The organism is Pseudomonas sp. TH32 (assembly GCF_016650855.1).
GTDB lineage: Bacteria > Pseudomonadota > Gammaproteobacteria > Pseudomonadales > Pseudomonadaceae > Aquipseudomonas.
Map to the genome: position 1 here is coordinate 1,199,132 of NZ_JAEKFA010000002.1, position 26,359 is coordinate 1,225,490.

Annotated in this window: 24 protein-coding genes, 1 pseudogene and 1 riboswitch; of the genes and pseudogenes, 12 read left to right on the plus strand and 13 right to left on the minus strand. The window is 62.0% G+C overall.

Translation table 11 applies throughout. From position 1 onward, the window contains the following. Positions 1 to 108 precede the first annotated feature (108 nt). From JFV30_RS09235 to JFV30_RS09255, 5 genes are all read left to right on the plus strand, one after another. Positions 109 to 1,659 (plus strand): vWA domain-containing protein, encoded by a 1,551-nt coding sequence (locus JFV30_RS09235; RefSeq protein ID WP_201123208.1) that lies wholly within the window; start codon positions 109 to 111, stop codon positions 1,657 to 1,659. A gap of 338 nt (positions 1,660 to 1,997) precedes the next feature. Next, a complete protein-coding gene (locus tag JFV30_RS09240; RefSeq protein ID WP_201123210.1) occupies positions 1,998 to 3,224 on the plus strand; it encodes an RtcB family protein in 1,227 nt (408 codons plus the stop codon). Positions 3,225 to 3,228: 4 nt separating this feature from the next. Next, the gene (locus JFV30_RS09245) at positions 3,229 to 4,560 is read left to right on the plus strand and encodes a PBS lyase (RefSeq protein WP_201123212.1); all 1,332 of its coding nucleotides are present in this window, start codon (positions 3,229 to 3,231) and stop codon (positions 4,558 to 4,560) included. A 35-nt stretch (positions 4,561 to 4,595) separates the two neighbouring features. Beyond that, positions 4,596 to 5,621: an RNA 3'-terminal phosphate cyclase gene (rtcA, locus tag JFV30_RS09250; RefSeq protein ID WP_201123215.1), complete on the plus strand. Its 1,026-nt coding sequence runs from the start codon at positions 4,596 to 4,598 to the stop codon at positions 5,619 to 5,621. 104 nt (positions 5,622 to 5,725) lie between these two features. Beyond that, positions 5,726 to 6,682, plus strand: coding sequence for a Dyp-type peroxidase (locus JFV30_RS09255; RefSeq protein WP_201123217.1), 957 nt, complete (start codon positions 5,726 to 5,728; stop codon positions 6,680 to 6,682). Between the two features lie 14 nt (positions 6,683 to 6,696). On the opposite strand, the gene JFV30_RS09260 is transcribed toward JFV30_RS09255, so the two are convergent. After that, positions 6,697 to 7,566, minus strand: a complete 870-nt coding sequence (locus tag JFV30_RS09260; protein WP_201123219.1) for an undecaprenyl-diphosphate phosphatase — start codon at positions 7,564 to 7,566, stop codon at positions 6,697 to 6,699. 190 nt (positions 7,567 to 7,756) lie between these two features. Here JFV30_RS09260 and JFV30_RS09265 point away from each other — a divergent pair, with 190 nt between their 5' ends. Then, positions 7,757 to 8,263 carry a GNAT family N-acetyltransferase gene (locus tag JFV30_RS09265; RefSeq protein WP_201126155.1) on the plus strand — a complete coding sequence of 169 codons (507 nt, stop codon included), beginning with the start codon at positions 7,757 to 7,759 and terminating at the stop codon, positions 8,261 to 8,263. Between the two features lie 4 nt (positions 8,264 to 8,267). On the opposite strand, the gene JFV30_RS09270 is transcribed toward JFV30_RS09265, so the two are convergent. Further along, on the minus strand, positions 8,268 to 9,224 hold the full coding sequence (locus JFV30_RS09270; RefSeq protein ID WP_201123222.1) for a GlxA family transcriptional regulator: 957 nt from the start codon (positions 9,222 to 9,224) through the stop codon (positions 8,268 to 8,270). A 167-nt stretch (positions 9,225 to 9,391) separates the two neighbouring features. Here JFV30_RS09270 and JFV30_RS09275 point away from each other — a divergent pair, with 167 nt between their 5' ends. Then, on the plus strand, positions 9,392 to 10,069 hold the full coding sequence (locus JFV30_RS09275) for a type 1 glutamine amidotransferase domain-containing protein (RefSeq protein ID WP_169387990.1): 678 nt from the start codon (positions 9,392 to 9,394) through the stop codon (positions 10,067 to 10,069). 96 nt (positions 10,070 to 10,165) lie between these two features. Continuing rightward, positions 10,166 to 11,290, plus strand: a complete 1,125-nt coding sequence (locus JFV30_RS09280; RefSeq protein ID WP_201123224.1) for an alkene reductase — start codon at positions 10,166 to 10,168, stop codon at positions 11,288 to 11,290. Positions 11,291 to 11,298: 8 nt separating this feature from the next. On the opposite strand, the pseudogene JFV30_RS09285 reads toward JFV30_RS09280, so the two are convergent. After that, a pseudogene (locus tag JFV30_RS09285) lies at positions 11,299 to 11,902 on the minus strand (glutathione S-transferase). A 350-nt stretch (positions 11,903 to 12,252) separates the two neighbouring features. Here JFV30_RS09285 and JFV30_RS09290 point away from each other — a divergent pair. Then, positions 12,253 to 12,741 (plus strand): hypothetical protein, encoded by a 489-nt coding sequence (locus JFV30_RS09290; RefSeq protein WP_201123226.1) that lies wholly within the window; start codon positions 12,253 to 12,255, stop codon positions 12,739 to 12,741. Positions 12,742 to 12,769: 28 nt separating this feature from the next. Here JFV30_RS09290 and JFV30_RS09295 read toward each other — a convergent pair whose 3' ends face one another. Next, on the minus strand, positions 12,770 to 13,768 hold the full coding sequence (locus JFV30_RS09295; RefSeq protein WP_201123228.1) for an NAD(P)H-quinone oxidoreductase: 999 nt from the start codon (positions 13,766 to 13,768) through the stop codon (positions 12,770 to 12,772). Positions 13,769 to 13,944: 176 nt separating this feature from the next. Between JFV30_RS09295 and JFV30_RS09300 the strand changes: the two genes are divergently transcribed. Together JFV30_RS09300 and JFV30_RS09305 are read left to right on the plus strand one after the other, a co-directional pair. After that, positions 13,945 to 14,820: a LysR family transcriptional regulator gene (locus JFV30_RS09300; RefSeq protein ID WP_201123230.1), complete on the plus strand. Its 876-nt coding sequence runs from the start codon at positions 13,945 to 13,947 to the stop codon at positions 14,818 to 14,820. 107 nt (positions 14,821 to 14,927) lie between these two features. Then, entirely contained in the window at positions 14,928 to 15,326 is a 399-nt protein-coding gene (locus JFV30_RS09305) for a DoxX family protein (protein ID WP_201123232.1), read from the plus strand. Between the two features lie 55 nt (positions 15,327 to 15,381). On the opposite strand, the gene JFV30_RS09310 is transcribed toward JFV30_RS09305, so the two are convergent. The 3 genes from JFV30_RS09310 to JFV30_RS09320 all read right to left on the minus strand — a co-directional run bounded on the left by JFV30_RS09310 (position 15,382) and on the right by JFV30_RS09320 (position 18,597). After that, complete coding sequence (locus JFV30_RS09310) at positions 15,382 to 16,200, minus strand: alpha/beta fold hydrolase (RefSeq protein ID WP_201123234.1); 819 nt, start codon at positions 16,198 to 16,200, stop codon at positions 15,382 to 15,384. Between the two features lie 112 nt (positions 16,201 to 16,312). Then, positions 16,313 to 17,704 carry an alginate export family protein gene (locus JFV30_RS09315; protein WP_201123237.1) on the minus strand — a complete coding sequence of 464 codons (1,392 nt, stop codon included), beginning with the start codon at positions 17,702 to 17,704 and terminating at the stop codon, positions 16,313 to 16,315. Beyond that, on the minus strand, positions 17,701 to 18,597 hold the full coding sequence (locus tag JFV30_RS09320) for a glyoxalase (protein WP_201123239.1): 897 nt from the start codon (positions 18,595 to 18,597) through the stop codon (positions 17,701 to 17,703). The genes JFV30_RS09315 and JFV30_RS09320 overlap by 4 nt, the downstream gene beginning before the upstream one ends. Positions 18,598 to 18,746: 149 nt before the next feature. Between JFV30_RS09320 and JFV30_RS09325 the strand changes: the two genes are divergently transcribed. Next, the gene (locus JFV30_RS09325) at positions 18,747 to 19,814 is read left to right on the plus strand and encodes an NAD(P)-dependent alcohol dehydrogenase (protein WP_201123241.1); all 1,068 of its coding nucleotides are present in this window, start codon (positions 18,747 to 18,749) and stop codon (positions 19,812 to 19,814) included. Positions 19,815 to 19,888: 74 nt separating this feature from the next. Here the strand turns inward: JFV30_RS09325 and mntP are convergent, their stop codons facing one another. From mntP to JFV30_RS09355, 6 genes are all read right to left on the minus strand, one after another. Next, positions 19,889 to 20,452 (minus strand): manganese efflux pump MntP, encoded by a 564-nt coding sequence (gene mntP, locus JFV30_RS09330; RefSeq protein ID WP_201123243.1) that lies wholly within the window; start codon positions 20,450 to 20,452, stop codon positions 19,889 to 19,891. A 5-nt stretch (positions 20,453 to 20,457) separates the two neighbouring features. After that, positions 20,458 to 20,630, minus strand: a riboswitch (yybP-ykoY riboswitch). Positions 20,631 to 20,670: 40 nt separating this feature from the next. Beyond that, positions 20,671 to 21,621 carry an oligopeptide/dipeptide ABC transporter ATP-binding protein gene (locus JFV30_RS09335; RefSeq protein WP_010173501.1) on the minus strand — a complete coding sequence of 317 codons (951 nt, stop codon included), beginning with the start codon at positions 21,619 to 21,621 and terminating at the stop codon, positions 20,671 to 20,673. Continuing rightward, positions 21,618 to 22,613 (minus strand): ABC transporter ATP-binding protein, encoded by a 996-nt coding sequence (locus tag JFV30_RS09340; protein WP_010173499.1) that lies wholly within the window; start codon positions 22,611 to 22,613, stop codon positions 21,618 to 21,620. The genes JFV30_RS09335 and JFV30_RS09340 overlap by 4 nt, the downstream gene beginning before the upstream one ends. Then, on the minus strand, positions 22,610 to 23,509 hold the full coding sequence (gene ddpC / locus JFV30_RS09345; RefSeq protein WP_201123245.1) for a D,D-dipeptide ABC transporter permease: 900 nt from the start codon (positions 23,507 to 23,509) through the stop codon (positions 22,610 to 22,612). The genes JFV30_RS09340 and ddpC overlap by 4 nt, the downstream gene beginning before the upstream one ends. A 1-nt stretch (position 23,510) precedes the next feature. After that, a complete protein-coding gene (locus JFV30_RS09350) occupies positions 23,511 to 24,527 on the minus strand; it encodes an ABC transporter permease (RefSeq protein WP_177051361.1) in 1,017 nt (338 codons plus the stop codon). A 188-nt stretch (positions 24,528 to 24,715) separates the two neighbouring features. After that, entirely contained in the window at positions 24,716 to 26,266 is a 1,551-nt protein-coding gene (locus tag JFV30_RS09355; protein WP_010173493.1) for an ABC transporter substrate-binding protein, read from the minus strand. Between the last annotated feature and the right edge of the window lie 93 nt (positions 26,267 to 26,359).

The following is a 26,359-nucleotide window of genomic DNA, read 5'->3' on the forward strand; positions in this document are numbered from 1 at the left end:
AACTATATAAAACAAATAGATAAAAAATTTTCACGTTCAAAAAATAAAACTGGCATGGCAGCTGCAATAACTCTCGTAACGAAATACACAACAGAGCGAGACGCCACGATGGCCAACTCCCAAGTCTTCAACACCCAGCAGGCGAAACTGCCTGCATGCGACACCTTGAACGCTACACAGGTACCGGCTTATGCCTACAGCGCCAAGCACAAACTGGCCCAGTTGGCAGTCACCGGTTGCTTGAACCAGACCTTCCACGCCTCAGCTGAAAGCCAGCTGGACAGCGTGTTGCAACTGGCCGGCGAGCTGGACAGCCGTTATGTCGCCAAGGTTGCGTGTTATGCCCGCCGCCAGGGCCACATGAAAGACATGCCGGCGTTGCTGTTGGCTGCATTGGTGGCCCAGCGTTCGGTGATGGTGCCGCAGGTGTTCGAGCAGGTGGTGGACAGCGGCAAGATGTTGCGCAACTTCGTGCAAATCCTGCGCAGCGGAGTGACCGGACGCAAATCCCTGGGTTCGCAGCCCAAGCGCCTGGTACAGAACTGGTTGAACACCGCGACGGAGCGTCAGTTGTTGCAAGCCTCGGTGGGGAATCAACCGTCGTTGGCGGATGTGGTGAAAATGGTTCACCCCAAGCCCACTGAACCATGGCGTGAAGCGTTCTTCGCCTGGTTGATCGGGCGGCCAGTGGATGTACAGGCCTTGCCGGAGTTGACCCGGGCTTTGCTCGCCTTTCGTAGCGGTTCAAGCACCGAAGTACCGGCGGTACCGTTTCAGTTGCTTGGAAACGAGAAGCTCAGCAAGGAACAGTGGGCTGCCCAGGCCGATAACATGGGCTGGCAGGCGCTGCGCATGAACCTCAACACCTTTGCCCGCCAGGGCGCATTCGAGGTGCCAGGGTTTGCATGGCACGTGGCAGCGCGATTGGCTGATGCAGAGGCGATCGCCAAGGCGCGGGTGTACCCGTACCAGCTGCTGGCGGCGTATCGGATGGCGGGACATGACGTACCGGCGCGTGTGCGGGAGGCCTTGCAGGATGCTCTTGAGTTGTCCCTGGCCAACGTGCCGGTGCTGCAGGGTTCGGTAGTGGTTTGCCCTGATGTGTCGGGCTCGATGCACAGCCCGGTGACCGGTTACCGCGAGGGCGCCACGAGCGCTGTACGTTGCATCGATGTGGCGGCCTTGATTGGCGCCGCGATCTTGCGCAAGCAGCCGGACGCACGCTTGATGCCGTTTGAAAATCATGTGGTGGATATCCGGCTCAACCCGCGTGACAGTGTGATGAGCAATGCGAAGAAACTGGCAGCCATCGGCGGAGGCGGGACCAACTGTTCGGCGCCGCTGGCCAAGATAGCCGGCGCCAAAATGAAAGTGGACACGGTGATACTGGTGTCCGACAACGAGTCGTGGATTGACGCAAGGCGCCAGCGCGGTACCGAAACCATGCGCCAATGGGAGCTGATCAAACAGATCAACCCGCAAGCGCGGTTGGTGTGTATCGATATGCAGCCGGGCGCGACGACGCAGGCGGCGGACCGCCAGGACATTTTGAATGTAGGAGGCTTCAGTGATGCGGTATTTGATGTGATCGCACAGTTCGCCGAAGGGCGCTACGGTGCGCAACATTGGGTACGGGCGATTGAAGCAATGGAAGTTTGATTTTCACTGGCGCTGAATGCCGACGGGACTACATCAAAAGACGTCTCGTCAACCCTTGTCAGCATCCGTGACGGCACGAATGCCTGTGGCTGTACATCTCTGGTAAGCCGGTATGTTCCGGCGCTCAGTCACACTTTTTGTCGTGCCACCTTTTTACGATTTTGGCAGTGAATGCCACGGGTACTCCTTCGTGTCGCAGGTTCGATTCCTGCCCCGGCAACGGGTAGCTCAGTTGGTAGAGCAGCGTATCCGTGATCCCTTGTCACTGCCTACGGGCCTGGCCCATTTATTCAAGGACTACGCCGCCTGAGTGCGGCGAATGGAAACGAGTCGAGAACATGCAAGCACCTACTTTTCAACTGCTGGAAGTTGCCAACGGCAAGCCCATCAAACTCTGGACCCAAGGAGTGCCGGTGGAGCCGGAAGCTCGCCAGCAATTGATGAACACGGCGAAGATGCCGTTCATTTTCAAGCACCTTGCGGTGATGCCGGATGTGCATCTGGGCAAGGGCTCCACCATTGGCAGCGTGATACCCACCGTGGGCGCGATTATCCCGGCCGCCGTTGGCGTGGATATCGGCTGCGGCATGATTGCCGCGCGCACCTCGCTGACTGCCGCTGACCTGCCGGATAACCTCCATGGCCTGCGCTGCGCGATTGAAGCGGCGGTGCCCCATGGTCGCACCAGCGGCCGCAACGGGCGTGACAAGGGTGCCTGGGACAGTATTCCGCAGCAGGCCGATGTTGCCTGGGCGGCATTGCATCCACGGTTCAAGACGATCACCGACAAGTACCCGAAGCTGCTGAAAACCAACAACCGCCAACACCTGGGGACGCTGGGGTCGGGCAATCACTTTGTCGAAGTCTGCCTGGATGAAGCCGACCGGGTCTGGTTCATGTTGCACAGCGGTTCCCGTGGCGTCGGCAATGCCATCGGCAACCTGTTTATCCAGTTGGCTCAAGAGGACATGCGTCAGCACATCGCCAACTTGCCGGATCGGGACCTGGCGTATTTCGAAGAGGGCAGTGAGCACTTCGATGACTATGTTGAAGCAGTCGGCTGGGCCCAGGACTTCGCCCGGCAGAACCGTGAGCTGATGATGCAGGCGGTGGTTCAGGCGACACGCAAGGTGATCCACAAACCGTTTGAAGTAGCGCTGGAGGCGGTGAACTGCCATCACAACTACGTGCAAAAAGAGCGGCATTTCGGCGAAGACATTCTGGTTACCCGCAAGGGTGCGGTGTCGGCCAAGAAGGGTGAGTTGGGGATTATTCCGGGCTCGATGGGCGCAAAAAGCTTCATCGTGCGCGGGCTGGGTAACGAAGAGTCGTTCTGCTCCTGCAGCCATGGTGCTGGCCGGACCATGAGCCGCACCAAGGCTAAAAACACCTTCACAGTGGCCGATCAGGTGCGCGCAACGGCCCACGTGGAATGCCGCAAGGACGCCGCGGTAATCGATGAGATTCCGATGGCCTACAAGGACATCGACCAAGTGATGCACGCCCAGCGCGAGCTGGTGGAAGTGCTGCACACGTTGCGTCAGGTGGTATGCGTAAAAGGGTAAGACAATGAACAGCATGCAGGCGTTGGAGCGTTATCGGGCGCTGGATCTCAAGCGTGCTGATGACGCTCAGAGGTATGTGCGGGAAGTTCTGGCCACCCAGGACGTAAATGAAGCCTGGCTCACCCTTAGCAGGTTCGGTAATGGGTATGTCCGGGAAATAGCGGTTCGCGCGCTGGCTGGGCACGCCTCGCAGCAAGCCCTGGAGGCACTGCTGGAGCGCCTGAATGATTGGGTGCCGCAGGTTCGCGAGCAAGCGGTGCTGGGGGTTGAACGCTTCCTTGTAGAGGCGCGTGCCGAGTTGTGGTTGCAGGTATTGGGCGCGGTGCTGGCGTTGGCAGGAAAGGGCCGTGCTGACCACGACCTGACATTGTCCAAGGTGCGCCGTTTGTTGGTGGCGCAGCAGGTGCGGCCGGCTGCGCAAGCCGCATTTGTTGGCAGTCGTGGCAAGACGGCACGGTTTCTCTTTGAGCTGCTGCAGGATGGCTCACAGGAGTTGGTGGAGTTGGCGCTGGAGCATGCCGATGTGTCGGTTCGCCAGCGGGGCGTTGATGCCAGTGCTGGTTTGCCGGCAGCTCAGGCGTTGCCTTTGCTCGAAAAGGCGATGAGCGACTCTGCCGCCAGCGTACGGGTCATGGTGCTGCGCAGGTTGCTGACGTTGCTCCAGGACCCGCGCGAATACCTGCGCAATGCACTGCTGGAGGCGTCGCCGGCTATGCGCTCGCTGGCAAGATGGGCAGCCCATCGCTGGCAGCTGGATTGTCGTGAAGTGCTGTTGGCGCGGCTGAGTGCAGAACCTGCGCAGACTCGTCGCGAATGGCTGGGACTGATCGGGCTGGTCAAGGACCTGAACGAGGTCTCGGTTGACGAGATGATAGTGCCGGCTTTCATGTCGCCATCGCCGCATGTTCGGCAGCTGGTGCTTGAAGCGCTGGGTGATCGCGGCCTGGCGTTGCAACTCCGGGCCCTCGACGACTCCTCGGCGAAGGTCTTCAGATGTGCAGTGGCGCTCCTGAGCCAGCAGTCGTGGGCGGTTATCGATGGCGCGGTGGAGGCGCTCCTGGATAGTCAGTGGCATGCGTTGCCGGACGATCGTCGGCGAGCACTGTTAGGGCTCAAGCCGCTATGGAGGCAGCTTGAGTACTTGCTGGAGCGTTTTGCGCGGTCGTCGAGTGATTCGGCCTACTGGCTGGAGAGGGTGGGCGCCTGGTGTGATGAGCAATACACCCTGGTCGATCCGCAAACGCCCAAGGCAGTACGCGATGCCTTGTTGATGCAGGTCCAGCAATTAGAGGGCGGTGAGTTGCTGCCTCCTGGGACTTCAAGGCGGCTGCACTGAAAGAAACGTTGGAGCACTACGCATAAGGAATGGATATGAACCAGGATGTGATCGAGTTGGACGGCGCCATGGGCGGCGGCCAAGTGTTGCGCAGCGGCCTGAGCCTGTCGATGGTGACCGGGCGTACGCTGCGGATTAAAAATATTCGCGCCAGGCGCAGTCGGCCAGGGCTGTTGCGTCAGCACTTGACGGCAGTGCTGGCCGCCGCCGAGTTATGTGGCGCGCGGGTCGAAGGTGCTGAACTGGGTTCCCAGGCGTTGCTGTTCGAGCCGGGGCGGATCCAGGGTGGGGACTATACGTTCTCGATCGGCACGGCCGGCAGTTGCACCCTGGTATTGCAGACGTTGCTGCCGGCATTGCTGCTGGCTCTGCAGCCCAGCCGTGTCAGCATTTGCGGCGGCACCCACAACCCGATGGCGCCTCCGGTGGATTTCCTTGAGCGTGCCTGGTTGCCGCAACTGCGGCGGATGGGCGCCCGGGTCGAGCTGACGCTGGTGCGTCATGGCTTTGTACCGGCTGGCGGTGGCGAGCTTGTGGCATTTATACATCCAGGCGCCTTGATGCCATTGCACCTCACTGAGCGGGGTGAATTGAAGGGCGCCTGTGCCACCGCGTTGAGTGCCGGGCTGCCCGTTCACGTCGCCGAGCGCGAGCTGGAACGTGTTCGTCAGCGGTTGTCCATCAGCCCGGAGCAGTTGCGCGCGGTGAATCTTGATCCGGAGCACGGGCCGGGCAATGTCCTGTTGTTGGAATATGCTCATGCGCACGTCACCGAAGTGTTCAGTGCCTTTGGCCAGGCGCGATTGCGAGCAGCGGCGGTAGCCGACCAGGCTATCGAGCAGGCGCTCGAGTGGCTTGCCAGTGAAGCGGTCGTTGCCGAGCATCTGGCCGACCAGCTATTGCTGCCGATGGCGCTTGCCGGCGGCGGCAGTTTCACCACGCTGCGGATGACCGAGCACTTGCAGAGCAACATGGCGGTGATCCAGCGGTTTTTGCCGGTGGTTATTGAATGCCACGAGCACGGCCCTCAATTGCTGAGGATTGAATGCCGGGCGCTGTAGCCCGGCCAACGGGACCGCTCTCTAAGCGCTGAGCCGCGACCGTCCGTCTTCTGTCTGCTAATCTGCCGTCGTTGAAATCTCGACCGCCACCCGTGGACCTCTCAATGACAACGCCAACCGATCAGAACCTTGAACCCCAATCCGTCTGCAGCCCGATCACCAGCAGCGCCATTTTCATGGTCGCCACCCTGGCTCCCGGCAGCGACTCAGCCGAAGCGGTACGCAACTGGTGTGGCGATATTGCTGGCCTGGTGCGTTCGGTCGGCAAGCGCGTTCCGGCCGGCAACCTGTCGTGTGTCGCAGGTTTTGGCTCAAAGGCGTGGGATGCGCTGTTCGGCAGCCCGCGTCCGGCGGCGTTGCATCCGTTCAAGGAAGTGGGCGTGGCCGGGCGGCTGGCACCCGCCACGCCGGGCGATATCCTGCTGCACATTCGCGCCGATCAAATGGACCTGTGTTTTGAATTGGCCACGCAGTTGATGGCCGCGCTGGGCGATGCGGTGACGGTGGTGGATGAGGTCCAGGGTTTCCGCTACTTCGACATGCGCAGCATTATCGGTTTTGTCGACGGTACCGAGAATCCGGTCGGGCGCAAGGCGGTGGGTTTCACCATTGTCGGTGATGAGGACCCGGCGTTCAGCGGCGGCAGCTATGTGCTGGTGCAGAAGTACCTGCACAACATGCAGGCCTGGAACGCATTGTCGGTCGAGGCGCAGGAGCGGGTGATCGGGCGCACGAAGCTGTCGGACATCGAACTCGACGATGCGGCCAAACCGACCAACTCCCACAGTGCGTTGACCACCATCACCAAGGACGGCGAGGAAGTGAAGATCCTGCGGGACAACATGCCGTTTGGCCGGCCGGGTGCTGGGGAGTTTGGGACGTACTTCATTGGCTACGCGCGGTCGCCGGAGCCTTTGGAATTGATGCTGGAGAACATGTTTGTCGGTCGACCTGCCGGCAACTATGACCGCCTGCTGGACTTCAGCACGGCGGTCACCGGCGGCCTGTTCTTCATACCGTCAGCCGATTTGCTTGAAGAACTGGCCGACCGCGCACCGTAGGAGCAAGCTCGCTCCTACAGGAACCCGGTGCTCACCGCGACAATCAGGAACACCCCCAGCACCGCGCGGTAAATCACGAACGGCCAGGTGGAGAACCGCTCCAGGAATTTCATCAGGCCCCAGATCGCGAAGAACGCCGAGACGCTGGCAACCACCAGGCCGAAGATCAGGTGCGGCCAGGCGTGGGCGGGCAGTTCGGCGTGGAACAGCACCCACAGCTCCTTCAAGCCCGCCAGGGCGATCGCCGGCAAGCCCAGCAGGAACGAAAACCGCGCGGCTTCTTCACGCTTGAAGTTGAGGAACAGGGCGGCGGTCAGGGTCGAGCCCGAGCGGGAAACCCCCGGAATCAATGCGCCAATCTGCGCAACTCCGACGATCAGTGCATCCCGCAGGCGCATTTTGCCCACCGTGCGCTTATGCCTGGCGCTGAGTTCAGCCGCCGCCAACAGCGCCGCCATCACCAGGCAGGAAATCCCGATCACCATCAGCCCGCGCAACGGCGAGTTGCACGAGTTGAGCGTCGACGACAAGGCAATCCCGGCGATACCAATCGGAATCGTCGCCAATACAATGGCCACCGCCAGCTTGAACCACTGGTTGTTGTAGTCACCCTGGCGCACTGCGCTGATGCTGCCGACCGTGACCTGGCGCACATCCTTCCAGAAATAACTGACCACCGCAGCCAGTGCGGCCAACTGCATCGCCGCGGAAAACGCCGAGCCGGGGTCCGGCCAGCCGAGCAGGGCGGGCACGATGCGCATGTGGGCGGTGGAAGAAACGGGCAACAATTCGGTGATGCCTTGAATGATGCCCAGGAAGCCGATTTGCAGGTAATCCAGGGACGCAAAGCCGACATCGAGGCCGCTGGTGCAGACGTTTGTCAAAGTACTTATCCTGAAAACAAGGGGGAGGAAGTGCTGCGGAGTTTAGTCTAACTTTGTAATAGTTTTGTCGTTGACAAGAGAAAATCACGATCGGTTCAGCAAGCAGAAAGCTTGGCCGATGTATTGGCATTGCCGCTGGCTTTTGTTGACAATGGCGCCCTGTTTTTTTGCCGAGATGCCCATGCCTGCAATCCCCGATACCACCGTCGAATTGATCGAGACCGGCCCTGAACACGCCGCGCTGATCGCCAACCTCTACCAGTTCTACGCCTACGAGTCCTCGGACTGGGAACAGGAAGACGTCGAGGTGGACGGCCGCTTCTACATTCACGAAGAACACCTGGCCCGCTACTGGGAAGACCCGCAGTGGAGCGCCAACCTGCTGCTGGTCGACGGCTTTATCGCAGGCTTCCTGCTGATCGAAGGCAGCGAATTACCGGGAATCGACGCGCTGGAACTGGCTGACCTGTTCATCTTGAAACGCTACCGCCGCAAGGGCATTGGCCGCGCCATCGCCACCCAGGTGTTGAGCAGTGGCGAGGCGAATTGGCTGGTGCGGTTCTATGACCAGGATGAAGTGAGCCAGGCCTTCTGGCGGACGGTGCTGGAGAACCTGCCACGCCCGGTGCAGGCCATCGAGCTGGATGATGAGCCGAACCTGCTGAGCTTCCTGGTGACCCGGGCCGCCCTGCACTAATCCGTCAGCTGAATGCTGCGCCAGCCCCTGCACTGAACAGCGCCGCCTGCATCGCCTGTGGCGGCTGGCCGAACGCCCGCAGAAATGCCTGGCGCATGCGCTCGCGATCACCGAACCCGGTCTCGCGGGCGACCACTTCCACCGGATGCCGGCTGGTCTCCATCATCGCCCGGGCGGCTTCCACCCGCAGGGACTCGATGGCTTTGGCCGGGGTTTGCCCGGTTTCCTCGCGGAACACCCGGCTGAACTGGCGCGGGCTGAGCCTGGCGACAGCCGCGAGGGCTTCGACGGAAAGGTCGTGGGTCAGGTTCTCCCGGGCGTAGGCCAGGGCCAGTTGCACGCGGTCAGATTTGGGGTCCAGTTCCAGCAGCGCTGAGAGTTGCGACTGCTCGCTGCCGCGCCGCTGGGCAATCACCAGCTTGCGCGCGATGCGCCGGGCGAGGTCGCTGCCCAGGTCGTTCTCGACCATGGCCAGTGCCAGGTCAACCCCGGCGCTCATCCCGGCGCCGGTCCAGATCTGGCCGTCGACCACAAACAGCTTGTCTTCCTCCAGCCGAATCTGCGGGTAACGCTTGCGAAAAGCCGGTGCGTGCAGCCAGTGGGTGGTTGCGCGCTTGCCCTCCAGCAACCCGGCCTCGGCCAGTACGAAGATGCCCATGCACAGCGAAGCAATCCGCCGCGACTGCTTCGAGGCCGCCTGGACCAGTTGCGGCAGGCTGGCGTCAGGCAGTTGGAACTCCAGGTAACCGCTGACGATCAATGTGTCATAGCCCTCGGGGCGGATCGGCGTGCTGTTCACCGAGAAGCCCTGGGACGTCATGATCGGGCCGCCATTCTCCGACACCAGGTGAAACTCATACGCCTGCTCGCCCCGCAGCAGATTCGCGCACTCGAACACCGAGCCCAGGCTAAGGCTGAGGGATTGAAAGTTCGGGTAAACCATCAGCGCAATGCTGTGCATCTCATTTCTCCAGGGGGCGCGGAGCGGAGATTGTCGGCGTGTACCGGGTAAACGGCAACCGGCTTGGCGCAATGTCCGGAATCCTTGCGGACATGACATTGTGCGGTATTGGCCCGGCTCCTAAGCTTCACTCCATTCCAACCCACATCACCCCGAGGCACTGGCACATGAAAGTATTGATGGTTTTGACTTCTCACGACCAGCTTGGCAACACCGGCCGCAAGACCGGGTTCTGGCTCGAAGAATTTGCTGCACCGTACTACGCGTTCAAGGACGCCGGGGCCGACGTGACCCTGGCCTCGCCGGCCGGTGGGCAACCGCCGCTGGACCCGGTCAGTGACCTGCCGGATTCGCAAACCGACCAGACTCGCCGCTTCGCCACCGACCCGGCGGCGCAACAGGCCCTGGCGACTACCGTGAAGCTGGAGTCGGTCAACGCCGGCGACTTCGACACCGTGTTCTACCCAGGCGGCCACGGCCCGCTGTGGGACCTGGCAGAGTCGAAAACCTCCATCGCCCTGATCGAAGCCTTCGAACGAGCCGGCAAGCCCATCGGCTTTGTCTGCCACGCCCCGGGCGCACTGCGTCACGTCAAGGCGGTCAACGGCGAGCCATTGGTCAAGGGCCGGCGCGTCACTGGCTTCTCCAACTCCGAAGAGGCGGCGGTTGGCCTGACCGACGTGGTGCCATTCCTGATCGAAGATGATTTCAAGGCACTGGGCGGCAAGTACGAAAAGGGTGCCGACTGGCAGTCCTTTGTGATTGAAGATGGCCTGCTGGTCACCGGGCAGAATCCTGCCAGTTCAAGCGACGTTGCCAAAGCGCTGTTGAAGCTCACCGCGTAACCCGCTAACCCCCCAAAAAAGCAAGTTGCTGGCGGCTCCCCTGACCGGGAACCGGCAGCTTCTGCTCGCCTGACATTTACCTCTGGAATTCCCCTCATGAGTAACCGCGCTTTAGGTACCCCGATCAAACTGGGGCACCACACCCTGAAAAACCGTATCGTCCTGCCGCCGCTCACGCGCCAGCGAAGCGCCCAGCCCGGCGACATCGCCACAGACTTGATGGCGGTCTATTACCGCCAGCGTGCCACGGCCGGCTTCATGGTCAGCGAGGGCACGCAGATCGAGCCCCGCGGCCAGGGTTATGCCTGGACCCCGGGCATCTACACCCCGGCGCAGATCGAGGGCTGGCGCACGGTGACCGATGCGGTGCATGCCGAAGGCGGGGTGATCTTCGCCCAGCTTTGGCACGTGGGCCGCGTGTCCCATCCGGACCTGCAACCCGACGGCGCAGCCCCGGTCGCGCCATCGGCGATCCAGCCACAGCAAGTCAAGGCGTTCATTGAAACCGGGCCGGGCGCCGGCGAGTTGGTACAGCCGCCACAGCCCCGCGCGTTGGCGACCGCTGAGGTCAAGGAACTGGTGGGGCTTTACGCCCAGGCTGCAAGAAATGCATTGGCCGCCGGGTTTGATGGCGTGGAAATTCATTCGGCCAACGGCTACCTGGTCAACCAGTTCATCTCGGCGCATTCCAACCAGCGCGACGATGAGTACGGCGGCTCGCTGCACAATCGCCTGCGGTTCCTGCGGGAAATCGTCGAGGCGGTGGCCGACGTGGTCGGCCCGGAACGCCTGGGTGTGCGTTTTGCGCCATTGTTCAGCGGCACCGATCAGGACCGGGTCTACATCGGGCTGGTTGAGGAAGACCCGCATCACACCTACATCGAGGCGATCAAAGTGCTCGAAGCCGCCGGCATTGCCTACGTGTCCATTGCCGAGGCCGACTGGGACAACGCCCCGGAGCTGCCCGAGTCGTTCCGCCGCGCGGTGCGCGACTCCTTCACCGGTCGCATCATCTACGCCGGCCGCTACACCGCAGAGCGCGGCGTGCGGCTGGTCGAGGCGGGGCTGGCAGACCTGATTGCGTTTGGTCGGCCATACATTGCCAACCCCGACTTGCCCCAGCGCCTTCTCAACGGTTGCCCACTGAACCCGTTGAATGCTGCCGGCCTGTATGGCGGCACGGAAGTGGGCTTCACCGATTACCCGGTGTACGCCGGGTAATTATTCGCTTACTCGATCGGGTACCTGCGAAACGCCGGATGCTGCTCGGCGAGTGCCGCGTGGCGCTGCAAGTGGGGAACGCGTCGGCCTTGACCACGTCCGCGATCTTGAGCTGGTTGAACGACCAGGCGACCGCCGCCGTCAGGCTCGCCTGGTTCAGTGGCGCCTCGCTGTCGCGCTCGGCCACCCGCGCTTCCAATAGGGAATAAGCCGCCAGCAGTTGCCCGGTCACGCGGTCGATCCACGGCTGATGCAGCTTTTCGGCGGGTCGCAGGTGATGCTCGTAAACGATTTGCACGGTTTTTCGCACGCGGCCAGCGCCAGGCCGATCACCTGCAGATCCTTGGCAAGCGCTGCTGCCTGTGAGGGCAACAGCTTGCTGCCGGCCGGTGCCAGGGCTTCCAGGTAGTCGAGGATCAGGCCCGAATCCATCAGCACCGTGCCGTCATCGAGCACCAGCGTCGGCGCCTTGACCACCGGGTTGAGCCTGGAAAACTCATCGAAGGTGCTGAACACCGACAGTGCCTGGTGTTCAAACGCGACACCGTACAGTTCCAGGGAAATGGCCACGCGGCGCACGTAGGGCGAGTCCAGCATACCGACCAGTTTCATGAAGCCTCCATTTACCGCAGTGTTAAATCCAGATGACTTTGTCGGGCGACTTACCCTCGTAATATCTATCTTTTTTATCATGAAAGGTTAGCCACGCTTACATGAATGTTTTCCCACCCTTGACCGCGTTGCGCAGTCTCGAAGCCACCTCCAGGCTTGGGAGTGTGACACTGGCCGCCACGGGAGCATTGGGCGAACAAGCAGCGGGCATTTTCCGAGGGGGTGTTCGCCCAGGTGGAGGCCTACCTGCGTGATGTGCCCGTGAAAACTGGACAGAATGATGGCTAATTACTAGCTTTATGGCCTAAGGCCGGCACTGAGACCTGCCTCTTACAAGGAACGTAAATACCATGGAAAGACCCATTGAAGTAAAGCGTGCCATTCAGTGCATGTTGCTTAGTTTTGCACTCGGGATTGTATCGATCCTGATGGACCTGCCCCGCCTGGAGATGCAAGGGCTCACCCTCGGGATGGCGTTTGTGGCGGCGTTGCTGGTATCGATTTTTCCGCTGATTGTTCTCTACAACGTTTACAAGGGCCGGGACTGGGCGCGAATCATTTTTACGATAATGATTGTGGCCGGATCCATATCGACCCTTTCAAGTATTCCTGATCAGATCGTGCGCTCACCGTTGATCGGCATGATCCTTAGCCTTCAGACACTTTTACAGTTTTTTGCCATGTGGCTGCTGTTTACCTGGCCGGGCAAAGGTTGGTTCATGAAGAACAAACTGCTGATTCATACGAGCGTGCGACGCGTCCAGCCGGGCGATTCACCGCCCGGCGAGGCGGACGCGTCGGGCGGTGTTGACGGCTTGGTGACTGAGGACCGCCGGTGAGGTTATAAACCGTTTTTCTCCCTGTTTCTCAATCCACCCGCAACACAATCTTGCCGATATGATCACCACCTTCCATCCGCGCATGGGCCTGCGCGGCGTCGGTGTAGGCGTACACCTTGTCGATCATCGGCAGGCAACGCCCGGCCGACAACACCGGCCACACGTGTTCGCGCAACTGCGCGGCAATCGCGGCTTTTTCTTCCCGGGTGCGGGAGCGCAACAGCGAGCCGGTGACGATTGCGCGTTTGCCGAGGATCGCCAGCAGGTCGATATCCTTGGCGCGGGCACCGCCCAGGAAGCCCAGCATCACCAGTCGACCTTCCATGGCCAGGGCGCTGATGTTGTCGTTCAGGTAGGAGCCACCCATGATGTCGAGGATCACGTCGACGCCCTTGCCCGCGGTTTTGTCAGCGATGACCTCGGCGAAATGCTGTTCACGGTAGTTGATCGGTGCGGCCCCCAGCTCACGGATGGCAGCGCATTTTTCTGCACTGCCGGCGGTGGCGAACGCTTCGATACCCAACTCGCGGCAGAGCATCAGCGCGGTGGTGCCGATGCCGCTGGTGCCGCCATGGATCAATACGCGCTGGCCTTTGTGCGCGCCGCCGATGCCAAACAGGTTGGCCCACACGGTGAAGAAGGTTTCCGGGATCGCTGCTGCCTGAATCCACTCCATGCCGGCGGGAATCGGCAAGGTCTGGCTGGCGGGCACTGCGCAGTACTGCGCATAACCGCCGCCATTGGTCAGGGCGCACACCTTGTCGCCCAATGCGTACTCGCTGACGCCTTCGCCCAGCGCCACCACCACACCGGCCACTTCCAGCCCGGGGATCGGGCTCATGCCGGGTTTCATCGGGTAGGTGCCGGCGCGTTGCAGGGCGTCCGGGCGATTGACGCCGGCGGCGTGTACGCGGATCAGCACTTCGCCGGGGCCGGCAACGGGCATGGGTTCCTGGCGAGGCTTCAGAACCTCGGGGCCGCCGGGGGTGGTGATTTCGATCAGGGTCATTTCGTGGGGCAAAGTCATTTGAGTGCACCTGTAACAATGAACGTATGGGTTGGGACCGCGCCCAGTGCCGGGCGGTTCAGCACGTTGGCGATCCTGAGGACTTTCTGTGGTGCCCAGCATATCCCTGAAAAGTGATGCAATAATGCTGCGATTACACGTCACGATGATGCATAAATGCATCACAGGGGGAAGCCATGAACTGGGATGACGCGCGGGTGTTCCTCGCGGTGTGCCGCGAGTCCACATTACGGGGGGCCGCGCGGGTGCTGGGTGTGGATCAGGCCACGGTCGGGCGGCGGGTCAACGCCCTGGAAAAGTCCTTGAACGCGACGTTGTTCCTGCGCACCTCCGAGGGCTATGCGCTGACGGCCGTGGGTGAAGCCGCCTTGCAATCGGTGGAGAACATGGAGCGCTCGGCGCTGGACCTGGAGCGTCAGGTGCTGGGCCTGGACGACCGCCTGACGGGCACCGTGCGGGTGACCACCACCGATTCCCTGGCCATCGACTTTTTGATCCCGGCCATCGCCCGGCTGCACGACGCGCACCCGGACGTGCGCGTGCAGATGGATGCTTCGACCCAGTTCCTTAACCTGGCCAAACGCGAAGCCGACATCGCTGTGCGCAACACCCGCCCCGACAACCCGGACCTGATCGCCCGGCGCATCGCGCGCTGGCCGGTGGGGTTGTTTGCATCGCAGGGCTATCTCGACCGCCACGGCGAGCCGGAACCGGGCAGCCTGTTCGAGGGCCACGACCTGGTGGTCTATCAGCCGCATCTGCACAGTCAAAAAGACCTGACCCTGGTTTCCGAACCGTTGGGGCGCGGGCGCATTGTCGCGGCCTTGAGTTCCAGCCTGCTGGTGCGCCGGTCCATTGCCGCCGGGCTCGGCATCGGTGAAATTCCGCTGATTTCCGGTGAGCGGGACGGGCTGGTACGTCTGTGGCCGGACCGCACGCGGCCGTTGCCCTACGATGTGTGGCTGGTGACCCATGCCGACTTGCGCCATACAGCACGGGTGCGGGTGGTGATCGACGAGATCGTCGCCGGGTTTGCCGGCATGGGCGAGTAAGGTGTCAGGTCAGCACATCGCTGCAATTTCCGTGGCGTCCGTGGCCGCACAATCGGCGCAGGTTCCGGCCTGAAAAGGCCGGTGTAAGTCACGGGCACAGGTCGCTTATGAACGCATCACAACGGGATGAACGGGCACGGGATTTCGGGCTGCTGTTTTTGCGGGTCAGCGGGGGATTGTTCCTGCTGTGGGTCCATGGCCTGCCCAAATTGCTGGACTATGGCGAACAGTTGAAGGTGATCGAGGATCCCTTTCACGTGGGGGCGAGCGTGACACTGTTGCTGGCGATCTTCGCTGAAGTATTTTGCCCACTGTTGATTATTGCCGGGGTGCTGGTGCGCCTGGCGTGCTTGCCGATTCTTGCCGTACTGCTGGTGGCGTTGCTGGTGGTGCATCCCGAGTGGTCGTTATTTGAGGGGCAGTTTGGCTGGCTGTTGTTGATCCTGTTTACCAGCATCCTGATCGCAGGGCCGGGGCGTCTGGTGCTCAGCCAGCGTGTTGGCTGAATAAAAAAAGGCCGGGCAAGCCCGGCCAAAATAAGGAGAGGAGGGTCCAGCTGCTTCAGCGGCTCAGGAATGCCAGCAGGTCTTCGTTCAACTGCTGGGTGTGAGTGGCCGCGAAGCCGTGTGGCGCATCCTTGTAAACCTTCAGCTCAGCGCCCTTGATCATCTCGGCAGCCACCTTGCCGGTGGTTTCGAACGGTACGATCTGGTCGCCATCGCCGTGGATGACCAGGGTCGGCACGTCGATCCTGGCCATGTCCGGGCGGAAGTCGGTTTCCGAGAACACGGTGACGCAATCCACGGTGGACTTGAGCGAGGCGAGCAGGGCGATCTGCAAGGTCTGGGTCAGCACGCCGTCGGAGACTTCCTGGCCCTTGTTGATGCCATAGAACGGGGTGTTGAAGTCCGAGATGAACTGCGCGCGGTCCTTCAGCAGGCCGACCTTGATGCCATCGAACACCGCCGTGGGAACGCCTTGCGGGTAGTCGGCTTTCTGGCCGAACAGTGGCGTCACTGCCCCCAGCAACACCAGGCCGGCCACGCGCGCGCTGCCATGGCGTGCAATATAGCGGGCGACGTCGCCACCGCCCATGGAGAAGCCCACCAGGGTCACGTCTTGCAGGTCCAGGTGGTTGATCAGTTCGGCAATATCGTCGGCGAAGGTGTCGTAGTCGTTACCGGTCCAGGGCTGGTCCGACCGGCCAAACCCGCGGCGGTCAAACGCGAGGGTGCGGTAGCCGCGGGTGCTCAGGTATTCCATCTGGTATTCCCACATGTCGGCGTCCAGCGGCCAGCCGTGGCTGAACAGCACGGGCTTACCGCTGCCCCAGTCCTTGAAGTAGATTTCGGTACCGTCTTTGGTGAGGAAGGTGCTCATGGAAACTCCTTGAGTGCGCGCCTGATCGGCATGCATGGGTGGGGATCAAAGACAAAGGCTGACTATTGCCGAAAAGCCCGGGGCGAGCTTGTACGGGTGTGCTTGGTTGGGTTTACCAACTGAACTTGAGTTCGACCCCCAGGTAATTGCTGTCATGCCCGCCCGCATCCCGCAGCGTCTGGCCGACCGCGTAGTGCACGGCCTCGACGGCGCCGGTGAGGTTGGGGGTAAACCCATAGTCGGTGCGGACTTGCGCATAGGCGCCGGTCCAGCGCTCACCCTGGCCTGCGGTTCCCGCGACCGGCAGGTTTGGCTGAGTGTAGACCGCGTCCGCGGTGGTTTGCCGCCAGAGCAGGCCGACGGCAGTCTGCACGCTCAGCTTGGGGATGGGCTTGACGGTGATCGACGGTTTGACGTGAATCAGGTTGCTGTAGCCCGTATATCCCGCCAGGGAAAAGTAGTAACCATTGGGAAACAGCGGGTTGAACGTGCCGACTGTGCCGTCCCCGGCGTGGCGATCGCCCGAGGCAATATCCATTTGCAGCCCCAGGCGCGGTGCCCAGGCCAGGTTGTCGAAGGTATAGCCCACGCGGCTGCCGCCGCCCCAGGCGCGAATATCCTTGTGGCCCACCGAGCCCCCTTGCAGCATGGCTTCAATGTCCCAGTCGAAGCCCAGGGCCGCGCCGCCCAGCCGGGCGTCGAACAGCTGGCGTTTCTCATCGCCGTCGCCGTCCAGGTAGTGGGCGTCGCTGCGTTCATACACCCCGTAATAGGCTGACAGCTCATTCTTGCCACCCACCAGTCGCTCGACCCGCAGCATGTGAAACTGCGCGTCAGCGTTGGATTTATCGTCGAAGTGCCGCTCATCCTGGTATTGCACCGGGTGGCTGGCGATCCCGATAAAACGCCAGTTCGAGGTTTCCCAGTCGGCCCACAGCGCATCAAAGGACTGGCGAACATTCGGCCCGTCCCGTGACGAGATGAAGCGCTGCAAGTCGAAGGCAAAGTCCTGCCGGCCGATGCGTCCCTTGAACGTGCCGGCACGGAAGGTGTTGATGTACTCGGCAAAGGCCAGGCGCAGGTCGACACGGTTCTGGTCGGCGCCACCGATTGAGGTTTTGTCATAGGCCCGCGCGTCCTCCAGTTGGGTGAATACCCGCCAGTTTTCGTTCAGGTGCAGGTCGGCATGCACCTGGAACCGCTGGATCAGGTACCGGTCGCGGGCCACGTTCTTCACACCGAAACCGCCGGCGTCGTTCATCTCGAAGCGCTCCCGCAAGGTCGCACCCAGGGACAGGTAAGTGAACGGGTTCGCATCGGACAGCGAGATGTACTTGAGGTTATCCAGCGGCTGCGTACGCAGCGCCGGGTCTTTGAGCACCGACCAGTCTTCCTGCCAGCGGTTGGCTTTGATCGCCGGGCGCGTCGGTTGATCGTCGGCGTGGACGCCGGCGGCCAGCAGCGGCCACAGCACCGCGAGGCCCCAGCCTGTGCCGCGGATCATTTTGCCCCGCTGAGCTGGTGGATCTCCGCGACGTAACCGCCCGGGAATTCCACCAGCGCGCTGCGCCGGCCCTTACTGTCAAACGCCGGGACCAGCACCTTGGCACCGGAGCCAGTGGCTTTGCCCAGGGTGACGGTCAGGTCGGCCACCTGGTAGCCGGTGGTTTCATGGCCGAAGGGGTAGGGCAGTTGGCCGTTGGTGACCAGCACTGCCATGCGTCCGAACGGCGACTCGATGTCGACACGGCGGTAGTTGCCACTGGCTTGCCCGATATCCACGGCGGGAGCGTGCTTGTCATCCGCCAGGACCTTGCCGTGGGAAAATCCGAGGAACGCCTTGATAAAGGTGTCGGCGCGATCACCCGAGACATATACCCGGTTTTCCGGAACCGTCTGGAACGCCGCATAGTCCGGCGTTTTGGTGTGCCAATAGAGCTGCATATTCACGCCCCCCGGCCATTGAATCACCGCATCACGGCCGATAGGGTCGGGAAAATCACTGACGATCACTGCCGCGCCGTTTTCCCGGGCGGCCTTCAGGGCAACGTCCATGTCCTTGACCAGGTAGCCGTTACGCTCCTGACCGAATGGATGCGGGACAGGCGTGGTGAAGCCGAACAATGACACGGTGCCCGCCGGCGTCTGCAGCAGTTGCGAGGTAGTACTGCTGGGCACTGGCAGTACATTCACCACCACCTGGGGCGTGCTTTTTCCGCCGAAGGTGGCGAGAAAACTCTGGGCAAAGCGGTCCACGTCGGCCGGGGCGACATAGACGTGGCTGGTGTCGTATTGCGGCGCCACGGCCACATTCGGGGTTGCGGCAAACGCATTGCCCGTCATCTGTGCGGCCAACAGCGTCAAGGCCAGGGATATCGTCGTCACTTTCTTGCACATGCCCACTCTCCAGCACTTTTCAGCGTGATCGAAAAGTCGCCAGCTTAGGGGCCTGTCTGTCGGGCGGATTGTATGGACGTGCTCGGTTGAACGGTTCAGCGTCTATGCGGGTCCACTGATTTCAACGTCTGAACACACAGGTGAACGAAATGGCCAAGACTTACAGCTACGCCGCTCGTGACTCCAAGGATTCACTTAAACCCTTCACATTCGAACGTCGCGCCCCCGGGGCCGATGACGTGCAGATGGACATTCTCTACTGCGGCGTCTGCCACTCGGACCTGCACACCGTACGCAACGAATGGAACAACACCCTGTACCCCTCGGTGCCGGGCCATGAAATCGTTGGCCGGGTGACCGCAGTGGGCGCCAACGTGAGCAAATTCAAGGTAGGCGACCTGGCCGGTGTCGGCTGCATGGTCGATAGCTGCCAGCAGTGCGAATCTTGCGCCGAGGGCGAGGAGCAATACTGCGAAAACGGTTTCACCGGCACCTACAACGGCCCGGCGTTTGGCGGCGAAAACACCTTCGGCGGCTACTCCGACAATATTGTGGTCAAGGAGAAGTTCGTCCTGCGCATCTCCCATGACGAGAGCAACCTCGCGGCAGTCGCGCCCTTGCTGTGCGCCGGCATCACCACCTATTCGCCGCTGCATCACTGGAACGTCGGGCCGGGCAAGCGCGTCGGTGTCGTCGGCCTGGGTGGCCTGGGGCATATGGCGGTGAAAATCGCCCACGCCATGGGCGCCTACGTGGTGCTGTTCACCACCTCGCCGAACAAGCGCGAAGACGGCCTGCGCCTGGGCGCCGATGAAGTGGTGGTGTCGAAGAACCCGGATGAAATGGCCAAGGTCGCCAACTCCCTGGACTTCATCCTCAACACCGTGGCCGCGTCCCACAACCTGGATGCGTTCCTCAACCTGCTCAAGCGCGACGGCACCATGACCCTGGTGGGTGCACCGGACAGCCCGCACCCGTCACCGACGGTATTCAACCTGATCTTCAAGCGCCGCAGCCTGGCCGGGTCGTTGATCGGTGGCATCCAGGAAACCCAGGACATGCTGGATTTCTGCGCCAGGCACGGGATTGTCTCGGACATCGAAATGATCGACATCCAGAACATCAATGAAGCCTATGAGCGGATGCTCAAGGGCGATGTGAAGTATCGGTTCGTGATCGACATCGACAGCCTGAAGAAAGAAAAAAACGCGGCCTGAGGCACGCTCGATAAGTTGCAGCAGATCCAGTGTGGGAGCTGGCAAGCCAGCTCCCACATTTTTGTATGCATTGATCAGGCCGACAGGTGCTCATACAAAATCGTCGCACCCACCAGCATCAGCACCACGCCGCCGACCATCTCGGCGCGCTTGCCCACCACCGTGCCCAGCACCCGGCCGAGCATCATGCCGAGGGTCACCATGGTCATCGTCGCCAGACCGATAGCCGCGGCGGCCACCAGGATATTCACGTCGACAAACGCCAGGCCCACGCCCACGGCCAGGGCATCAATGCTGGTGGCAAACGCCGTAACGGCAAGGATCATGAAGGAGTGCTGGCTCGGTTTCTCTTCCTCTGGATCATCGGCCTTCAAACCGTTGTAGATCATGTGCAGGCCCAGGCCGACCAGCAGGGTGAAGGCGATCCAGTGGTCCCAGTTTTGCACCCAGCGGGTGGCGGCCTGGCCGATGGCCCAGCCGATAATCGGGGTAATGGCTTCAATCACACCAAAGATCAGGCCGGCCCGCAGGGCTTCGGTCAAGCGTGGTTTGTGCAGGCTGGAGCCTTTGCCGATGGCCGCCGCAAAGGCGTCCGTGGACATGGCAAGGGCGAGAAGGATCAGGGAAATGGGGTTCACGGCAAGATTTCCAGTCGGGCTATATGAGTCAACGACACAACCACACGCCCGACTTCAGGCATGGATGTGTCGCTGGTCTCACCAACCAAAATGGTGTTCGCACCACGGCATGTTGCCGAGAATGTTGATACGAACGCTTCGAGAATCCGAAGCAGGCTACTCCCCAACGAGGTGGCGGATCATAGCCCTGGCCATATGAAAATTTTGTTAACGGGTGATCACGGGTGCTCCAGATGGCACCGCACCTGCTGGCTCATGCCCCCCGTCAACCGCTGCGGCCGCTCACACCCTTTGGTGCGCCTCGGGCAGCGGTCGAGAAAGAAACACCCGGCCGGCAATACGCGGTTCCCCGGCAGCTCCGTCGGCGCGCTGACGTAAGCATCATCCAGCGCCACCCCAAGCTTGGGCACCGCCTCCAATAGCAATTGGGTATACGGGTGCTTCGGCTGCTCCAGTACCTGCTCGGCACACCCCAGTTCCACAATCTGCCCCAGGTACATCACCGCCACCCGGTCGGCCATGTGCCGCACCACCGAAACGTTGTGAGAGATCAGGATGTAGGTCAGCCCCAGCCGGCGCTGCAGCTCGGCCAGCAGGTTGAGGATTTGCGCCTGCACCGAGATGTCCAGCGCCGAGGTGGGTTCGTCCAGCACCAGGATGCTCGGGTTGGAGGCGAGCGCGCGGGCGATGGCGATGCGTTGCCGTTGGCCACCGGAGAACTGGTGCGGGTAGCGGTCCAGGTATTCGGCGCGGATGCCCACTTGGGCGGCGACTCTGGCGGCGATGGTGCGCATTTCGCTCTTGGGCGTGTCACCGAGGGCGAACAGCGGTTCGGTGATGATTTTCCAGATGGGCAGGCGCGGGTCGAGGGACGATTGCGGGTCCTGGAACACAATCTGCACGTGGCGGTGACGTTCCCGGGCGCTTTCGTAGACCCAGTCGACTTCGCCGTCGCTGGGCTTGACCAGGCCCATCAGCAGTTGGGCGAGGGTGCTTTTGCCGCAGCCGGATTCGCCGACAATGCCCAGGGTTTCCCCACGGCGCACTTGCAGGTCGATGCCATTGAGGGCGTGGGCGTAACCGCGCGGGCGGCCCAGCCAGTCGGTTTTTACCGGGAACTTGACCCGTACATCTCGCAGGGCCAGCAGTGAATCCTGGGACACTGTCATTGCACCGACTCCCCGGCAGTCAGCCAGCACGCGCTTTTGCGGGTACCGACAGGGTTGATCAGATCCAGGCGCGGGCGCTCGATGCATTGGCTCATGGCCTGTGGGCAGCGTTCGCGGAAGGTGCAGCCTGAGGGCAGGGCGGCGAGGTTGGGCACCTGGCCGGGGATGGTCAGCAGGTCGTCACCGGGTTTCACCTGTTCCGGCAAACCGCTGAGCAGGCCCTGGGTGTAGGGGTGGCGCGGGTCGCTCATGACCTGGGCGGTGGGGCCTTCTTCCACCACGGCGCCGGTGTACATCACGTACACCCGGTCGCAGAACTGCGAGACCACGGCCATGTCGTGGGTGATCAGCAAAATCGCGGTGCCGCGTTCCCGGGCTTTTTCCCGCAGCAGCAACAGCACCTGGCGTTGCACGGTGACGTCGAGGGCAGTGGTGGGTTCGTCGGCGATCAGCAACTGCGGGTCGCAGGAAAACGCCAGGGCGATCATCACCCGCTGGCGCATGCCGCCGGAGAGTTCGAAGGGGTAGCTGTCGAGCACCTGTTCGGGGTCGGCGATGTGCATGTCCCGCAGCAGGGCGATGGCCTTGGCGCGGGCGTCGGCCTTGCTCAGGCGCTGGTGGTGGATGATCACGTCGAGCATCTGCCGGCCGATGCGCCGGGTCGGATTCAACGCGGTCATCGGCTCCTGGAAGATCATCGCCGCGTCACGCCCGCGAATCTGCAACAGCTCTTTCTCGCTGGCAGCCAGCATGTCGCGGCCCAGCATCTGCAGGCTGCCGGCGGTGATGCGGTAACTGCGCTCCGGCAGCAGGCGCAGGCTGAGCATCGCGGTCACGGATTTGCCGGAGCCGGACTCACCCACCACGCCGACGACTTCGCCGGGGTTGACGTGCAAGGACACGCCGTTGAGCGCCTGCACATTGTTACGGTAAGCCGGAAATTCCAGGCTCAGGTTGTCGATGGCAAGGACTGCCGAACTGGACATGGTCATTTCCCCTGTTGCCGTGGGTCGAGCAGGTCACGAACACCGTCACCCAGCAGGTTGAAACCGGTCGCGGTGATCAGGATCGCCAGCCCCGGAAAGGTCGAGTACCACCAGTTGTCGAGGATGAAATTGCGCCCGGTGGCAACCATCGCCCCCCATTCGGCGGTGGGCTGTTGCGCACCGAGGCCGATGAAGCCCAGGGCCGAGGCCATCAGGATCGCGCTGCCGATGTCCAGGCTCAGTTGCACCAGCAACGGTGGCATCGCATTGCGGCCCACGTGCCACGACACGATGTGCCAGCGCCCGGCGCCGAAGGTCTGGGACGCCTTGACGTAGCCCATCTGCCGAATGCTCAGGGCCTGGCCGCGGGCGAGGCGCACGTAGAACGGAATACGCACCACGGTGATCGCCAGCATCGCGTTGAACAGGCTTGGGCCCAGTGCCGCGGCCAGGGCCATGATCAGCACCAGGGACGGCACCGACAGCATGATGTCCATCAGGCGCATGATCAGGCTGTCGAAACGCCCGCCGATAATCCCCGACAGGCAGCCCAACAGGCCACCCACCAGGCAGGATGAAAACGCCACGAACAGGCCGACGCCCACCGACTGGCGGCTGCCGTACAGCACCCGGCTGAACAGGTCGCGGCCGACTTCATCGGTGCCAAACCAGTGTTCAGCCGACGGCTCGGCGAGACGTTGGGCCAGGTTCAGGGCGTTGGGGTCATGGCTGGCCAGCCAGGGGGCGAACGCCATGCAGATCAGCACGATCAGGGTGATGGTCAGGCCGGCAATGGTCAGCGGGCTGCGGCGTATTTGATACCCCAGGTATTCCAGTCGCGCGCGCCAGGTGGGGCGCTGCTCCAGGGGCACCGGTACGGGCATGGTCACGGGAGCGGTCATCTCAATTCACCTCGCCGATGCGCGGGTCGACCACGCGGTAGAGCAGGTCGATCAGCATGTTGAGCAGTACATAAATAAACGACACCAGGATCGCGAAGCCCATCACTGCCGGGAAGTCCAGGGACTGGATCGACTTGACCACATAGGCGCCCATGCCCGGCCAGGCGAACACGGTTTCGGTGAGCACCGCGCCGTAGAGCAGGTCGCCGAGGGTCAGGCCGAGTACGGTGATCGACGGGATCAGCGCGTTGGGCAAGGCGTGGCGCAGGATGACGGCCCAGCGCGACAAACCATAGGCGCGGGCGGTGCGGATGTAGTCTTCGCCCAACTGGTCGAGCATCGCCGAGCGGATCTGCCGGGCGACCACGCCGAGGTTGACGAAACCCAGGGTCACGGCGGGCAGGATCAGGTGCTCCAGCGCATTCAGGAACAGCGGGATATCGCCGGCCAGCAGCGAGTCGATCAGGTAGAAACCGGTCATCGTGCGCGGAGGTTCGAGGCCTTCGTCCAGCCGACCGCTGCCGGGCAGCCAGCCGAGTTGGCCGTAGAACAACACGATCAAACCCAGGCCGAGCCAGAAGGCCGGGGTGGAAATGCCGGTGACCGCCAGCGTTCGGGCGATCTGGTCGATGGCGCGGTTGTGATACACCGCTGACAGCACGCCCAGCGGCACGCCCACCAGCACCGAGAGCAGCAGGGCGGCCACTGCCAGTTCGAGGGTCGCGGGGAAGAAGGCTTTCAGGTCTTCCAGCACCGGGCGGCTGGTGCGGATCGAGGTGCCGAGGTCGCCGTGGAGCAGGTCGCTCATGTAGCGGCCATATTGCTGATACAGCGGCAGGTCGAGGCCGAGTTGATGGCGGATGTTCTCGACAATGGCGTCGCTGGCCCGGTCGCCGGCAATCAGGCGCGCCGGGTCACCCGGGATCAGGTGGGAGATGCAGAAAGTAATCAGCGAAACGCCGACGACGACCAAAATCAGGCCGAACAGGCGTTTGCGCAACATATTCAGGAAGGCCATGGGTACCTCATTGTGGCGAGGGGGCTTGTCCCCCGTTGGGCTGCGAAGCAGCCCCCAGCAAGATCAGTGCATTTTCCCGGCCAATAACCCGGTGGCGAACTTAGGGCTGCTGCGCAGCCCAACGGGGGACAAGCCCCCTCGCCACAACAGCGGTCGTACCACAGGGTGTATTGGCGCCGGAGCGGTATTTACTTGCTGATCTCAGCCACGTTAAACACCTGCTCCAGCATCGGATGGAACACATAACCCTTCACCGAATCACGCATCGGCAGGGTGTAGTTCTTCTGGTACAGGTAGGCGTACACGCTGTCCTTGAGCACGATCTTCTGTGCTTCCTGGTACAACTCGGTGCGTTTGGCCGTGTCGTTGTTGGCCGCTGCATCGCGGATCAGCTTGTCCACCACCGGGTTGCTGTAGAACGAACGGTTGCCCGGCAGCCCTTGCAGGGAAGAGTCGAACCAGAAGTTCATGTACATGTAGGGGTCGGAGAAGTCCGGTGCCCACGAGCCGATCGACACGTCGAAGTCACCCTTGCCCAGGCGCTCGCGCATGGTGGCGTTGGCCAGTTTTTCCATCTTCAGGTTGATCCCCAGCGGCGCCAGGCTGGCTTGCAGGGTCAGGCCGATGGATTCCCAGTCAGGGTCCTTGTCGGAGTACATGTAGTTCAGGTTGGTGATTTTTTGCGGGAGTTTCTTCAGGTTGGCACCGGCACCGTCCAGGTCTTGTTTCATCATTGGCAGGCTCGGGTCGTTGGCCCACATGCCGGCGGGAATCGGCCCGTTCATCAGCTTGGCCTGGCCCTTGAGGATGCCGTCGACGATGCCTTTGTAGTCCACCGCATCAACGATCGCCTGGCGGGCGTTCTGGTTGTTCAGCGGGGCTTTCTGGTTGTTCAGGTACAGGTAGGTCACCCGCAGTGACGGGAATTCCTTGATCACCACGTCTTTCTTTTTGGCCAGGTTGGTCAGTTGGTCCTGGGGCATGTCTTCGGCGATGTCCAGGTCACCGCGTTCCAGTTGCAGGCGGCGCACCGAGGCTTCGCTGATGATCTTGATCACCACCTTGTTCAGCGCGGGCTTGGTGCCGGCGTAATAGGTGTTGGGCTCCAGGGTCAGGCTCTGGCCCTTCTGCCAGTTGGTCAGGCGAAACGCACCGGAGCCGGCGGTGTGGGTGGAAAGGTAGGCGTTGACGTCACCCTGTTTCACCACGTCCGGGTTGATGATGCCGGCGCCGTTGTGGGCGAGGGTGTAGAGGAAGGGCGCATAGGGTTTGGTCAGGGTGAAACGCACGGTCAGTGGGTCGACCACCGTGACCTTCATGTCATCCGGGAACGCGCCGGACGGGCCTTGCTTGAGCTGCATCACGCGGTCGAAGGAGAACTTCACCGCATTGGCATCAACGTCGGCGCCGTCATCGAACTTGTTGCCGGGCTTGAGCTTGAAGTCCCACACCAGGCCGTCGGCGGAGGTGGTCCAGCTGTCGGCGAGGTCGCCCTTGACCTCGGTGCTGCCCTTGCCGTTTTCGACTTTGTAGGCCACCAGTTTCTGGTACGCCGGGTATGTCACCGCCCAATCGTTGTTGTCGATGGTCACGGCCGGGTCGAGGGTTTGCGGGTCGGCGGCCTTGCCGATCATCAGGGTGTCTTTGGGGGCGGCGGCACTTGCCGATTGCCACGCGCCCAGGCTCAGGGCGGCGCACAGCAGGGAGAGTGCGAGGGTCTTGCGGTTGCTTGGGGTCATGCCGGTTTCCTTGATTATTTAGAGGAAAAAGCGGGTTGGTTTTTTTTTATGAAATCTATAACCGGGCAGTTGGAGCTAAAGGGTGCAGCTAAT

Coding starts and splice junctions, on each gene's coding strand:
- JFV30_RS09240 (WP_201123210.1), top strand. CDS start 1,998: ATGCAAGCACCTACTTTTCAACTGCTGGAAGTTGCCAACGGCAAGCCC.
- JFV30_RS09315 (WP_201123237.1), bottom strand. CDS start 17,704: ATGATCCGCGGCACAGGCTGGGGCCTCGCGGTGCTGTGGCCGCTGCTG.
- JFV30_RS09350 (WP_177051361.1), bottom strand. CDS start 24,527: ATGGCCTTCCTGAATATGTTGCGCAAACGCCTGTTCGGCCTGATTTTG.
- JFV30_RS09235 (WP_201123208.1), top strand. CDS start 109: ATGGCCAACTCCCAAGTCTTCAACACCCAGCAGGCGAAACTGCCTGCA.
- JFV30_RS09355 (WP_010173493.1), bottom strand. CDS start 26,266: ATGACCCCAAGCAACCGCAAGACCCTCGCACTCTCCCTGCTGTGCGCC.
- JFV30_RS09255 (WP_201123217.1), top strand. CDS start 5,726: ATGACAACGCCAACCGATCAGAACCTTGAACCCCAATCCGTCTGCAGC.
- JFV30_RS09280 (WP_201123224.1), top strand. CDS start 10,166: ATGAGTAACCGCGCTTTAGGTACCCCGATCAAACTGGGGCACCACACC.
- JFV30_RS09245 (WP_201123212.1), top strand. CDS start 3,229: ATGAACAGCATGCAGGCGTTGGAGCGTTATCGGGCGCTGGATCTCAAG.
- JFV30_RS09305 (WP_201123232.1), top strand. CDS start 14,928: ATGAACGCATCACAACGGGATGAACGGGCACGGGATTTCGGGCTGCTG.
- JFV30_RS09325 (WP_201123241.1), top strand. CDS start 18,747: ATGGCCAAGACTTACAGCTACGCCGCTCGTGACTCCAAGGATTCACTT.
- JFV30_RS09310 (WP_201123234.1), bottom strand. CDS start 16,200: ATGAGCACCTTCCTCACCAAAGACGGTACCGAAATCTACTTCAAGGAC.
- JFV30_RS09295 (WP_201123228.1), bottom strand. CDS start 13,768: ATGACTTTGCCCCACGAAATGACCCTGATCGAAATCACCACCCCCGGC.
- JFV30_RS09335 (WP_010173501.1), bottom strand. CDS start 21,621: ATGACAGTGTCCCAGGATTCACTGCTGGCCCTGCGAGATGTACGGGTC.
- ddpC (WP_201123245.1), bottom strand. CDS start 23,509: ATGACCGCTCCCGTGACCATGCCCGTACCGGTGCCCCTGGAGCAGCGC.
- JFV30_RS09300 (WP_201123230.1), top strand. CDS start 13,945: ATGAACTGGGATGACGCGCGGGTGTTCCTCGCGGTGTGCCGCGAGTCC.
- JFV30_RS09290 (WP_201123226.1), top strand. CDS start 12,253: ATGGAAAGACCCATTGAAGTAAAGCGTGCCATTCAGTGCATGTTGCTT.
- JFV30_RS09320 (WP_201123239.1), bottom strand. CDS start 18,597: ATGTGCAAGAAAGTGACGACGATATCCCTGGCCTTGACGCTGTTGGCC.
- JFV30_RS09275 (WP_169387990.1), top strand. CDS start 9,392: ATGAAAGTATTGATGGTTTTGACTTCTCACGACCAGCTTGGCAACACC.
- JFV30_RS09270 (WP_201123222.1), bottom strand. CDS start 9,224: ATGCACAGCATTGCGCTGATGGTTTACCCGAACTTTCAATCCCTCAGC.
- rtcA (WP_201123215.1), top strand. CDS start 4,596: ATGAACCAGGATGTGATCGAGTTGGACGGCGCCATGGGCGGCGGCCAA.
- JFV30_RS09340 (WP_010173499.1), bottom strand. CDS start 22,613: ATGACCATGTCCAGTTCGGCAGTCCTTGCCATCGACAACCTGAGCCTG.